Source organism: Rhizobium mulingense, assembly GCF_029194105.1.
GTDB lineage: Bacteria > Pseudomonadota > Alphaproteobacteria > Rhizobiales > Rhizobiaceae > Rhizobium > Rhizobium mulingense.
In genome coordinates this window covers 301,190-313,639 of record NZ_JARFVE010000008.1, presented here as the reverse complement: position 1 = coordinate 313,639, position 12,450 = coordinate 301,190, and the positions used below count along the sequence as shown (strand labels likewise).

Sequence of the window (12,450 nt, the reverse complement as noted above, 5' to 3'; positions counted from 1 at the left end):
GGTGCCCCCTTGGAAAGCGTCATCGAGGAGATCTACCGAAGCCAGTCTCGCCGGGTGCTGGCGACGCTGATCCGATTGCTCGGCGATTTCGACCGTGCGGAGGAAGCGCTGCACGATGCCTTTGCAGCGGCCGCACGAACATGGCCGGTCGACGGCGTTCCCGACAACCCCTCCGGCTGGCTGGTGTCGACCGGCCGCTTCAAGGCGATTGACGCAATCCGCCGGCGAGCGCGTTTCGATGCCGCGCAGCAGCACATCGAGGACAGCCTCTACAGCATCGACGCAACGGAGATGGGCGAGATGGAAGCGATCGAGGACGACATGCTGCGGCTGATCTTCACCTGCTGCCACCCTGCGATCCCGGCGGATGCGCAGACGGCGATGGCGCTGCGGGAGATCTGCGGACTGACCACCGAAGAGATCGCCCATGCCTTCCTCATCCCGGCGCCGACGGTCGCCCAGCGGATCGTGCGCGCCAAAGGCAGGATACGGACCGCGAACATCCCTTATGAAGTGCCGGGCCGCGAGGCGCTGCCCGAGCGGCTCGACCGGGTGCTGCATGTCATCTATCTCGTCTTCAACGAAGGCTATTCCGCCTCTTCAGGAGACGCGGTCGTTCGTGCCGACCTGACCGGAGAAGCAATCCGGCTGGCGCGGCTGCTGCTGGCGCTGCTGCCGCATCCTGATGTTTGCGGACTTCTGGCGCTGATGCTGCTGCAGGATTCCCGCCGCAGCGCGCGCAGCAGCGAGGAGGAAGCGCTGGTGCTGCTTGCCGATCAGAACCGCTCGCTCTGGGACCGCGCCAAGATCTTGGAAGGCCTGGCACTCCTGGCCAAGGCAATGCGGACAGACGAGATCAGCACCTATACGGTACAGGCGGCGATCGCCGCCGAACATGCGAAGGTGGCGACCGCCGAGCAAACCGACTGGCCGCGGATTGCCTTCTACTACGACCTGCTTCTGGCAGCCCAGCCCTCGCCGGTCGTCGAGCTCAACCGCGCCGTGGCGATTTCGATGGCCGAGGGGCCGGCAAAGGGGCTGGATCTGATCGATGCCATTCTGGGACGCCAGGAACTGCAGGCCTATCATCTTGCCCATTCGGCCCGTGCCGATTTCCTGCGGCGGCTCGGCCGGAGGGAGGAGGCGATTGCAGCCTACCAGACGGCCTTGTCGCTCTGCCGGCAGGAGCCGGAGCAGGCGTTTCTGCGAAAGCGGATTTCAGCGCTTGCCGCGGCGTCCGAGCGGCAGTGAGATCGCTGTGCCCGTCAGCGCCGAAACGATGATCAGCAGATGGGCATTGACGCTCGCCTGCGCCAGCACGGCGAGTGCCGCCCGCTCGCTCGACGCTCCGAGCGCAATGGCGCCGGCGGTGATGCCGGCCGGATAGGTGCCGACCCCGCCCGGCGCATGCACCGGCAGGACGGAGGAGAGTTCGCCGCCAAGCGCGCCGCCGAAGCTGGCCGCCATGGGAAACACGCCCATCAGGCCGAGCGCCCATGCGAGCACGATCACCTTCACCAGCCAGTTGACGATGGTCATCGCCCAGGCGCGCGCAAAGGCTGCGGCATCGAGCGGCAAGCCGTTTTCGATCTCGACGACCAATCTCTGCGCCTTTGCAGGCAGAAGCCTGGCGGCGACGCGCAACAGCGGCTTGCGCGCGGCGAAGGCTGCGACCGGCAGCAGCAGGAAGGCCGCCCAAAGCGACCATGCGACGAGAGCATCGGCTGCGGCGAGCGCAAAGCCAATGCCGGCGGCTGCCAGCAGAGCATGCAGGTCGAGCAGCCGCATGACTAGGAGTGCCGAGGTCCCGCGCGTCAGCGGAATGCCGAATTCAGTGCGCATCAACAGAGGAAAACTGGTCTCGCCGGTCCGGAAGGGTAGCATGATGTTCAGGAGATTGTGGATCTGCGTGACCCGGAAGAGGGTCGCAAACCGGCCCGCGGTCTCCGTCGGAAAATAGTCGTAGATGCGCCAGGTGCGCAGGAAATAGGTACCCGTCAGAGCCACGAGCGCGCCGATCACGGGACCTGCCCCGACATCGGCCCATTGGCTGATGATGACGGGCCACCCCCAGAACCACTGCACGAAGAGCGCATAGGCTGCGACAATTACGACCGTCAGCGCCGTCATGCGATTGCGCATAAACCAGGACTGCTGGCTTTCAACGATCGAACTCTTCATGTAGTAGGCATTCCTCGCTTGGCGTCGGCATGGGCCTCGGTTCCGTCCCCGGCGTTTTAGGAGAAATGAAGGTTGCGCACAACGGCGGAGTTGATGACGGTGACGGGATCGCCTCAAGCCGGCGATCCGCGCGGCGGACCGACAGATGGCGAGGCCTTGCCGGCTTGACTTGGAGATCGATGTTGGAGCGCATTACCAAAAGCATCAAGAGCGCCAGCATTTTTCTGGCAGTCTATTTCCTGCTGAACATCCTGCTCCGCATCTCATTGCCTCATACGCTCGATCTCGACGAGGCAGAGCAATCATTCTACTCGCAATATCTTCTGGCCGGCTACGGCCCACAGCCGCCCTTTTATAACTGGATCCAGTACGCCATCGTCTCGGTGACCGGCATCACGATGTGGGCGCTCTCGGTTCCCAAAAACATCATCCTGTTCGGCTGCTATCTTTTCTACGGTCTGGCTGCCCGCGAGGTGCTGAAGAGCCGTTTGCTCCCGCCCATCGCCATGCTGAGCCTGATCACCCTGCCGCAGGTCGGCCTGATGGCGCAGCGCGAGCTCACCCATACCGTTGCCCTGCTGTTTGCGACCTCGCTCTTCCTCTTCGGCTTTTTCCGGACGCTGCGCCAGCCGACGACCGGCAGTTATCTCGTCATCGGCATTGCCACCGGCATCGGTCTCATCTCCAAGTATAATTTCGCCATCCTGCCGTTTGCCGCCTTCGTCGCCGTGCTGCCGGACTGGAAGTGGCGCAACCGCCTGTTTGACTGGCGCCTGCTGCCGGCCGCCGTCATCGCCATTTTGATCGTTCTGCCGCATGCGCTCTGGCTGCCCGATAACCTCGTCAGCGCTTCGGCCCCGACGTTGGAGCGGATGACTGCCGAGCATGAGGCCGCAGCCGGCCTCCCCCGCATCGGACAGGGGCTGTTGTCCCTCGTCATCGCCGTGCTGGGCTTCATCGCGTTGCCGATCGTTCTCATCGCGGCTGCCTTCAGGCGGGATTTCTTCCATGCGCTCTCTTCGTCCAGTCCGATGATCCGGGTGATCGAGCGGATGATGGTTGTCAGCCTGCTCGCCTTCGCAGGCATCGTCGTCTTTGCCGGCGCGAGCGACATCCATGAACGCTGGCTCGACCCGTGCCTGCTCGTCCTGCTGATCTATCTGTTCCTGAAGCTGGAAACAGCAGGTTTCGATCTCTCCGCCGGCCTTGCACGCTTCCGGCCGGTGGTGCCGGTTTTCATGATCGTCATCCTGTCGATCCTGCTGCTACGGATCGTCGCCATTCAATATATCGGCACCTATACGAGAACGAACGTCCCCTTCGCGAACTTCGTGACCGAACTGACCGCGACCCGGAAACCGGTTCTGATCGTGGCGGGGACCAAGTTCGTGGCGGGCAACATGAAGCTGGAGTTTCCCGACGTTCCCGTCGTGATCCCGTTCTTCCCCGGCCCCGGGGTTCCCGAATATGCGGCTGCGAAGGGGCCGGTGCTGGTTGTCTGGCGCGGCGAAACGGCAAACGACCCTACCATTTCCCCCGGCTTGGCCAACGATCTCGTGAAATCGGGTATTCATCTGAACGAGATAAATACCCTGACGCTGCCCTATCTTTTCGGTGACGGCAAACATACCTTCTCCATAGGCTACTCCTGGGTGGAGGGCGGCGCGCAATAGCGTTGCGGCAGCTGGAGCGAGGGAAACCGGCATTGCCCGCTGGCAACGGGCGGACACTTCATGTAGTAGGCTTCCGCATACGCGGTGGCGGCAGTAAGGACTGCCAGGCCGCCGGCCTTTTGGAGATGAAAGTTGCAGACAACGGTAGAGCCCATTCGCGGCACGAATGATCCGGTACAATCGCTCGAGCTGTCGCTGGTCGTGCCCGTTTTCAACGAAGAGGAAAGCGTCGGCCCTCTGGTCGAACGTATCCTTGCAGCGATGTCCCAATATCCTCATCGCTGGGAACTGATCCTCGTCGACGACGGCAGCACGGATGCGACACTTGTCAACGCCCGCAAATACGTCGGGCGCGAGGGGCTGGCGCTGAGGATCGTAGAGCTGCAGCGCAATTTCGGCCAGACCGCCGCCATGCAGGCCGGCATCGATACCGCCCAGGGCCGGCTTATCGCGACGATGGACGGCGACCTGCAGAATGATCCGAAGGACATTCCTGCGATGGTCTCGGAGCTCGAGCGGCGAGAACTCGACCTCCTGGTCGGCTGGCGCAAGAACCGCAAGGACGGTCTGTTCCTGCGCAAGATACCCTCCTGGTGCGCCAACTACCTGATCGGCCGTATCACCGGCGTCAAGCTGCACGATTACGGCTGCAGCCTGAAGATCTACCGTGCCTCGATCATCAAGCAGGTGAAGCTGATGGGCGAAATGCACCGCTTCATCCCGGCCTGGGTGGCCGGTGTCGTGCCGAGCTCGCGCATCGGCGAAATGGCCGTCACCCACCATGCCCGCGAGCACGGCGTTTCGAAATACGGGATTTCGCGTACCTTCCGCGTCATCCTCGACCTGCTGTCGGTGATGTTCTTCATGCGCTACAAGGCGAGGCCGGGGCATTTCTTCGGCTCGCTGGGTCTCGGTCTCGGCGCCGTCGCCATGCTGATCCTGCTTTACCTTGGCTTCGACAAGTTCATCATGGGCAATGATATCGGCACGCGACCGATGCTGATGGTCGGCGTCGTGCTGCTGCTGTCGTCGGTGCAGATGATCACCACCGGCATTCTGGCGGAAATGATCGCGCGCACTTATTATCGTGACGACGCCTCTCCGAATTATATCGTGCGGCAGATCTTCGACGATCAAAGCCAAGCCTAAGCCGGCAGCACGATGCTGGAACGCGCGACCAGGACGATCGGAATCGCGGGTCTGCTGCTCGCAGCCTATTTCGTGCTGAACGTCGGGCTGCGACTTGCGCTTCCGCATTCGCTGGAGCTGGATGAAGCCGAGCAGTCCTTCTTCTCGCAATATCTGCTGGCGGGCTACGGCCCGCAGCCGCCCTTCTATAACTGGATGCAATATGCCGTCGTTTCGGTGACGGGCATGTCCATCGGCGCGTTGATCGTGCCGAAGAATATCCTGCTCTTCCTATGTTACTTCTTTTATGGCCTTGCCGGGCGCGAAGCACTGAAGGACCAGGCGCTCGCCGCCGTCGGCATGCTGGCGCTGATCACCCTGCCCCAGGTCTCCTACATGGCCCAGCAGGATCTGACCCACACGACGGCCCTGCTCTTCGCCAGTTCCCTGTTCCTCTATGGCTTCTTCCGCACGCTCGACCGGCCAGGCATCGGCAGCTACCTCCTGCTCGGCCTTGCAACGGGCATCGGGCTGATCTCGAAGTACAATTTTGCGCTGATGCCGGCGGTCGCGCTGATTGCCATCCTGCCTGACGCCGAATGGCGGCGCAGGGCGCTCGACTGGCGCATGCTGATCGCAATCGCCGTTGTGCTCATCATCGTCCTGCCGCACGCGATCTGGCTGCAGGGCAATCTCGAATTCGCCTCCTCCGACACTCTGGTCAAGATGGCCGCCGGCAACGAACCCGCCGGCATCGTGCGGATCGGCAAAGGCATTCTCGCCTTTGTCGTCGCCATCCTCGCCTTTGCAGCACTGCCGATCGCAATTTTCGCCGCCGCCTTCCGCCGGGATTTTGTCCTGATGCTTTCATCCGGAAACCGCTGGACCGGGATGATGGAGCGGATGATGCTTGCTAGCCTCGCCGGAATCCTTCTGATCGTGCTGTTCACGGGTTCCACCACGGTGCGCGAGCGCTGGCTCGATCCGTTCCTGCTGGTGCTGCCGATCTACTTTTTGGCAAAGATGAAGGCGGCCGGGCTCGATCTTTCCGCCGGGCTGCGCCGCTTCCGGCCGGTCGTGCCGGTGCTGATGGCCTGTGTGCTGGTCGCGCTCGGCTTCCGTGTGGTCGGCGCCGGGCTGATCGGCACCTATAGCCGACCGAATGTGCCGATCGCCGATCTCGCCCGCGAAATGACCCGGCAGGCCGAACCCGCGCTGGTGATTGCCTCGGATACCTATGTCGCGGGGAATATGCGTCTGCAGCTTCCCCATGTGCCCGTCGTCATCCCCGATTTTCCCGTTGCCGGCATTCCGGCCTACACGACAGCAGGCGGACCGGTGCTGATCGTCTGGCGCGGCAAGAAGACGGCGACGGCGGCGGATGCCGTCATGCCGGAGCGGTTTTCATCGGCGCTGACGGCGGCGGGCATCGCGCCGCAGGAGATCGGCGCCTTGTCGCTTCCCTATTATTTCGGCCGCCAGGGCGATAATTTCGCACTCGGCTATGCCTGGGTTCGGCCGGGGGCCAGATAGAATGATCAAGACCGGTCTTCGCGACGTGCGCTGGATTTTCGTGCTGCTGGCCGTCTATTTCACGCTTCAGGTCGGTGTGCGGCTCGCAACCTCGCATTCACTCGATCTCGACGAGGCCGAACAGGTTTTCCGCTCGCAATGGCTCGCCGCCGGTTACGGGCCGCAGCCGCCGTTCTACAACTGGCTGCAATATGCCGTCTTCCGGTTTGCCGGTGTTTCGCTTGTCGCGCTTTCGGTGGTGAAGAATCTCCTGCTGTTCAGCGCCTACCTGCTATATGGCCTGACCGCGCATCTGATTTTGCGCGACAAGGCGCTGGTGGCGATCGCGACGCTCGGATTGCTGACCATCCCGCAAATGGCTTTCGAGATGCAGCGAGACCTGACGCACACGGTCGCGGTGTTCTTCTCGGCCAGCATCTTCTTCTACGGCTTCATCCGCAGCCTGAAGCAGCCGAGCCTTGGCTCCTATCTGATAACAGGCATCGGCATCGGCTTCGGCCTGCTGGCCAAATATAATTTCGCGATCTTGCCGGCGGCAGGGCTGATTGCCGCGCTGGCGGAGGCGCGCCTGCGGCCGCGGATCTTCGACCGGCGGCTGGTGCTGACCGCTGTCGTGGCGCTTATCATCGTCCTGCCCCATCTCTTCTGGCTGAAGGACAATCTCGATTTCGCCACCGCCCGCACGCTGGAGAAAATGACCGCGAGCGGCGATGCGAGCTATCTCATGCAGGTCACCATGGGTGTCAGCTCGCTTGTTCTCGCCACCTTAAGTTTCGCCGGATTGACGGTGGCGGTCTTCGCCATCGTCTTCGGCAAGAGCCTTCGTCCGGCGCTCACCGCCGGTTCGGAATGGACGCGGCTCATCGAGCGGATGCTGCTCGTCTTCCTCATCGGCATCCTGCTGTTGATCGTCTTCGGCGGTGCTGCCGGCATCAAGGATCGCTGGCTGGTGCCGATGCTCTTCATCCTGCCGCTCTATTTCTGCCTGAAGATCGACGCCGCCGGCGTCGTGACCGACAAGGCGTTTCGGCGTTTCATGGCCGTCGTCGCCGTCATCATGATCGCTGTTCCGGCCGCCCTTTACGGCAGCGTCGCCGCCGCACGCTTCACCGGCCATTACGAACGGCTGAGCAGGCCCTATGCCACGATGCTGGAAAGCTTGCGCAAACAGGCCGAACCGGCGGCGATCCTTGCGGGCGACAGCCTGCTCGCCGGCAATCTCAGGCAGGATATTCCCGGTGTGCCGGTCCTCTCCGTGGATTATCCCGGTTTCCGTCCGGATCTTAGCGGCCGGCAACCGTTGCTTCTCGTGTGGCTGATCCCGCCGAAGGGGGGAAGCGAGGGGCTTCCGCGGACCATGGCTGACTGGCTCCAGGCCAATCTCGGCGTGTCCGCGCCTGAGACATCAGTGATCGACGTGCCCTATTTTTATCAGCGCGGCGACGACCACTACCGATTCGGGTATGCTTGGCTCGACCGGTCGGCTGAGTGAAATCAGAAATACGGCGGTCGCATCAACCGAATGGCCGGAATAAGTGTAGCCTTGATTAAAGTGGCCGACCTCGTTGATCTGCACATGGGCTATCATCCGCCTCGTCACCGGTTTAGGCCGTGACTGGACATTGTCTGGTTTCCCTGGCGGGTGCTGACACGGGCGTCTGCCCTGTGAATGCTTTGCCGTGCCTAGCTCATCATGCATCAGCAGCAGCGGCATGGATCGCAGGCTCAAGGGGCCTGGGACGACGGAGAGTGGGGTTGGCGTTCTCGCCAAGGTCGCCGCAGCGTACAGAGACACACTACAACCGGTGCTTCAGTAGGCCAGCCTTACCACGTCCGCCTCACCTGTGTTTCAGGCGGCGGCGTCAATGGTGCGATACGGCCGGAAGTGCGGGCATTGCGAGCGCCTGCTTATCGCCGCATTTGCAATGGACCCAGCCGGCTGGGCGACATCAGGATCTCAGTTCCTTCCAGGTCGCATCCAGCGCCAGCTTGGTAATCCTGGCCATCTCGTCCACCTCCGCGTGGCTGATGACGAGTGGCGGCGAAGCAAGCATGCGGTCGCCGGTGGCGCGCAGCACGAGACCGTTCGCCAGCGCGTGATTGCGCACCAGCGCGCCGACCGGATCGGGCTTCTCATAACGCCTGCGCGTGCTCTTATCGGCGGCAAGCTGCAAGCCGCCCATCAGGCCGATGCTGACGGCCTCGCCGACCAGATCATGGTCCACGAGCGCTTCCCAGGCCCTGCCGAAATGGGGGCCGATATCGTCACGCACGCGTTCGACCAGCCCTTCCGCCTCGATGATGCGCAGATTTTCGAGTGCGGCGGCAGCACAGACCGGGTGGCCGGAATAGGTGAAGCCGTGATTGAACTCGCCGACCTCGTTGATCAGCACGTCGGCAATCCTATCGCTGACGAGTACGCCGCCGATCGGCAGGTAACCGGAGGAAAGCCCTTTGGCTATCGGCGCGAGATCCGGCGGGACGCCGAAATGCTGGTGGCCGAACCAGGCGCCCAACCGGCCGAAACCGCAGATCACCTCGTCGGTCACCAGCAGGATATTGCGCGCCTTGCAGATGCGGTCGATCTCCGGCCAATAGGTTTCCGGCGGGATGATGACGCCGGCAGCTCCCTGCACCGGCTCGGCGACGAAGGCGGCGACGTTCTCCTCGCCCAGTTCATCGATCTTCGCTTCGAGTTCGCGGGCGACCTTCAGGCCGAATTCATCAGGCGAGAGATCGCCGCCCTCGCCGTACCAATAGGGCTGGCCGATATGAACGATTCCAGGGATCGGCAGGTCGCCCTGCTCGTGCATGTATTTCATGCCGCCGAGACTGGCGCCGGCGACGGTCGAACCGTGATAACCGTTCTTTCTCGCGATGACGATCTTCTTCGACGGCTTGCCGACGGCGCTCCAATAGACGCGAGCCATGCGGAACCAGGTGTCGTTCGCCTCCGAACCGGAACCGGTGAAAAAGATATGGTTGAAACGCGCGCCGGCGTGCGACGTCACCTTCTGCGCCAGCAGCGCCGTCGGCGTCGAGGTCGTGCCGAAAAAGGTGTTGTAATAAGGCAGCTCGTTCATCTGCCTTGCGACGGCCTCAGCGATCTCGCCGCGGCCATAGCCTATATTGACGCACCAGAGGCCGGCGAAGCCATCGAGATATTTCCGGCCGCGATCATCGAAGATGTAAACGCCCTCACCGCGCTGGATGACGCGGGCGCCATCGGCGTTCAGCTTCTTCATGTCGGCGAAGGGGTGCAGATGATGGGCTGCGTCGATCGCGGCAAGGTTCGAGGGAGGGTAAGTATCGGGCATGGCTGGTGAAAGACCCTCGCGGATTGAAAGGCTGCTATCGATGGGATAGGAGCTTGGCCTTGTCCCGGAGGATTTTCAAGGTCATGGCGAGCGACAGGATGGACGGCAAGGCCGGTGGCGACCCGCGTTTCGAGATCCTGATCGTCGGCATGAACGGTGAGCTGCGCGGCAAGCAGCTTCCATCAGGCGCCGAAGGCAAGGTCTGGGCCGGTGAGATCCGCCTGCCGACGTCAACGCAGTCGCTCGATATCTGGGGCGACGACAATGACGACATTACCGGCCTGTCGCTGACGATCGGCGATCCCGACGGCATGGTCGTCGCCGACCGGCGCAGCCTTGCGCCGATGCCCTGGGCGCCCGAGGGCTCGATGCAGGTGCTCGCCACCATGTGTGAATTCGACGGCAGCCCGAGCTTCATGGATCCGCGCGCCATCCTCGCTTCGGTGGTCGAGCGCTATCGCAACCGCGGGCTGACGCCTTTGGTCGCCACCGAGCTGGAATTCTACGTGATGTCAGCGGACTGGCGCGATACCGGGCGACCCTCGCCGCCTGAAAGCCTTACCTATCGCGGCGAACCGAACGGCTTTCAGCTCTACGACATGAGCGCCGTCGATGCACTCGAGGACTATCTGCAGACGCTCAAGGCCTACGCCAAGGCGCAGGCACTACCGGCGGATGCAGCGACGGCGGAATTCGGCCCGGGCCAGTTCGAGATCAATCTCATGCATCGCGCCGATGCGCTGGCCGCCGCCGACGATTGCCTCTATCTCAAGCGTATCGCCGAACAGGCGGCGCGCCGCCATGGGCTGAAATCAACCTGCATGGCCAAGCCCTATTCCGAGCATGCCGGTTCCGGTCTGCATGTGCATGCCAGCGTCATCGACAGCCAGGGCCGCAACATCCTCGATGCCAAGGGCGGCGAGCCGAAGCTGTTGAAATCGGTGACGGCCGGCCTGCTCGACAGCATGCGCGCGGCGCAGCTGATCTTCGCGCCCTTCGCCAATTCCTACCGCCGCTTCCAGCCGGGCTCCTTCGCGCCGGTCGATCTGACCTGGGGCAGCGGTCACCGCGGCACGGCGGTCCGCATCCCTGACAAGGACGGGCCGGCCGCGCGTATCGAGCACCGCGTCGCCGGTGCCGATGCCAATCCCTATCTGCTGCTCGCGGCAATCCTCGGCGGCATGCTGAATGGGCTCGACCGAGAACTCGACCCCGGCGAGGAGACAACGCCTTCATACACGCCCGCGAACACGACCCGGCTGACCCATGATTTCCTCAGCGCGGTCGAGACGTTCCGCACCTCGCCCTTCATCGCCGACATCTTCGGCGCACGCTACCAGGCACTCTACGGCGACACAAAGCGCAAGGAAGCGCTGGCGCATCTCAGCACCGTGTCGGATTTCGACTACCGCACTTATCTGCCGCGGCTCTGAGGCTTATGCCGCAGCCGACTACGCAGCGGGCTCGCGGCGTTCGTCCTCGTCCACCTGGGCTGCGAGGCCTTGCTTGACCAGGACCTTCAACTCGCCGGGATGCAGCCTGATCGAGACGTCACGCTCAAGCGGCAGCAACTCGCCGTCCATGACGCAATTGGCCTTGCGGCGCAGTTTCGGGAAATGCAGGTGCACCTCCGCCGGGTGCATCACCATGACGTCGGCATTCTCACGGACTTTGCCGCGCAGCATGTCGACGGCGAGGCGGGCGACACCGAGCGGCTTCAGTGGGTTTGCCGTATAGAAGCCGAGTTCGCCGCTTGTGAGATTATCGGCATACAGCAACGCATTTTCGCCGAAAGGATTGTTGGAAACCGAGATTGCCGAGACCCTGCGGCGTTCTCGCATGCCGGCGGCTTCGAACTCGACCTCAAACTCAGGTGGATTGAAGATCACGCCGAGAGCTGCCTTGGTGCTTGCCCGTATTTTGCCGAGCCGCGAACGATAGCTGTAGGCATTGCGGTAGCGTACCATCCGGGCATGCAGGCCGGCGGAAAACTGGTGAATGAAAGGCCTTCCGTTGGCGCTGGCGATATCGACATTGTCGATCTCGCCGGAAGCCAATACGTCGAGCGCCTGCCAGATATCGAGCGGCACCCTCAGCGAGCGGGCAAAAAGGTTCATCGTGCCGGCCGGTACGACGCCGAGCGCAATGCCGTTTTTCCAGGCGATCGACGCCGCCGCCGAAATCGTCCCGTCGCCACCGCCGGCGACGATGCCATCGATATCGTCGCGCTTAGCCGCCCTTTCCATGGCGGGAATGATTTCCTTGCCGGAGAAAACGATGGCATCGAAATCGTGCCCGGCATCCCGAAAGGCCGCCTCCGCCCTCTTCTCGTAGGCCAGCATATCGGTGGTCCTGAAGGTGCCGCCGTCGCGATTGAAAAAGCCTACAAGCTTCATGAGGCCTCCCTTCTCTGGCGCGGAACTTCTCCTGCCTTGCTCCTCAGATGGTTGCGGTATCGGCGATTTCAAGCGCCGCCGCTTTTCCCCAGAAGCTCCGGAAGTGCAAAAATTGCAATAGACATATGCACATAACAGGACGCTGCACTGCAAAAAATGCACTCGACGCGGGCGGGGACCTCACGGATAGATAGAGGTTCCCAATACCTCTCCACGTCCTGC

General features: G+C 62.7%; 9 protein-coding genes. 6 read left to right on the top strand and 3 right to left on the bottom strand.

The features are described 5' to 3' along the window. The first annotated feature begins 9 nt into the window (after positions 1-9). Complete coding sequence (locus PYR71_RS20445; RefSeq protein WP_275620650.1) at positions 10-1,251, top strand: RNA polymerase sigma factor; 1,242 nt, start codon at positions 10-12, stop codon at positions 1,249-1,251. Here the strand turns inward: PYR71_RS20445 and PYR71_RS20440 are convergent. After that, positions 1,219-2,181, bottom strand: a complete 963-nt coding sequence (locus PYR71_RS20440; RefSeq protein ID WP_183915220.1) for a lysylphosphatidylglycerol synthase domain-containing protein — start codon at positions 2,179-2,181, stop codon at positions 1,219-1,221. The two genes, PYR71_RS20445 and PYR71_RS20440, sit on opposite strands and share 33 nt — an antisense overlap. Before the next feature lie 179 nt (positions 2,182-2,360). On the opposite strand from PYR71_RS20440, the gene PYR71_RS20435 reads away from it, so the two are divergent. From PYR71_RS20435 to PYR71_RS20420, 4 genes are all read left to right on the top strand, one after another. Next, positions 2,361-3,854 carry an ArnT family glycosyltransferase gene (locus PYR71_RS20435; protein WP_275620649.1) on the top strand — a complete coding sequence of 498 codons (1,494 nt, stop codon included), beginning with the start codon at positions 2,361-2,363 and terminating at the stop codon, positions 3,852-3,854. Between the two features lie 132 nt (positions 3,855-3,986). Then, a complete protein-coding gene (locus tag PYR71_RS20430; RefSeq protein ID WP_183915224.1) occupies positions 3,987-5,003 on the top strand; it encodes a glycosyltransferase family 2 protein in 1,017 nt (338 codons plus the stop codon). 12 nt (positions 5,004-5,015) lie between these two features. Beyond that, positions 5,016-6,515, top strand: coding sequence for a glycosyltransferase family 39 protein (locus PYR71_RS20425; protein WP_275620648.1), 1,500 nt, complete (start codon positions 5,016-5,018; stop codon positions 6,513-6,515). Position 6,516: 1 nt separating this feature from the next. After that, a complete protein-coding gene (locus PYR71_RS20420; RefSeq protein ID WP_275620647.1) occupies positions 6,517-8,007 on the top strand; it encodes a glycosyltransferase family 39 protein in 1,491 nt (496 codons plus the stop codon). Between the two features lie 457 nt (positions 8,008-8,464). Here the strand turns inward: PYR71_RS20420 and PYR71_RS20415 are convergent, their stop codons facing one another. Then, complete coding sequence (locus PYR71_RS20415) at positions 8,465-9,832, bottom strand: aspartate aminotransferase family protein (RefSeq protein WP_275620646.1); 1,368 nt, start codon at positions 9,830-9,832, stop codon at positions 8,465-8,467. A gap of 83 nt (positions 9,833-9,915) precedes the next feature. On the opposite strand from PYR71_RS20415, the gene PYR71_RS20410 reads away from it, so the two are divergent. Continuing rightward, positions 9,916-11,265, top strand: a complete 1,350-nt coding sequence (locus tag PYR71_RS20410; RefSeq protein ID WP_275620673.1) for a glutamine synthetase family protein — start codon at positions 9,916-9,918, stop codon at positions 11,263-11,265. Positions 11,266-11,283: 18 nt separating this feature from the next. Here PYR71_RS20410 and PYR71_RS20405 read toward each other — a convergent pair whose 3' ends face one another. Further along, positions 11,284-12,228: a diacylglycerol/lipid kinase family protein gene (locus tag PYR71_RS20405; RefSeq protein WP_275620645.1), complete on the bottom strand. Its 945-nt coding sequence runs from the start codon at positions 12,226-12,228 to the stop codon at positions 11,284-11,286. Between the last annotated feature and the right edge of the window lie 222 nt (positions 12,229-12,450).

What these genes read in the sequence shown, in the direction of transcription:
- PYR71_RS20440 (WP_183915220.1), bottom strand. Translation starts at nt 2,181, where the DNA reads ATGAAGAGTTCGATCGTTGAAAGCCAGCAGTCCTGGTTTATGCGCAAT.
- PYR71_RS20435 (WP_275620649.1), top strand. Translation starts at nt 2,361, where the DNA reads ATGTTGGAGCGCATTACCAAAAGCATCAAGAGCGCCAGCATTTTTCTG.
- PYR71_RS20425 (WP_275620648.1), top strand. Translation starts at nt 5,016, where the DNA reads ATGCTGGAACGCGCGACCAGGACGATCGGAATCGCGGGTCTGCTGCTC.
- PYR71_RS20420 (WP_275620647.1), top strand. Translation starts at nt 6,517, where the DNA reads ATGATCAAGACCGGTCTTCGCGACGTGCGCTGGATTTTCGTGCTGCTG.
- PYR71_RS20415 (WP_275620646.1), bottom strand. Translation starts at nt 9,832, where the DNA reads ATGCCCGATACTTACCCTCCCTCGAACCTTGCCGCGATCGACGCAGCC.
- PYR71_RS20410 (WP_275620673.1), top strand. Translation starts at nt 9,916, where the DNA reads ATGGCGAGCGACAGGATGGACGGCAAGGCCGGTGGCGACCCGCGTTTC.
- PYR71_RS20405 (WP_275620645.1), bottom strand. Translation starts at nt 12,228, where the DNA reads ATGAAGCTTGTAGGCTTTTTCAATCGCGACGGCGGCACCTTCAGGACC.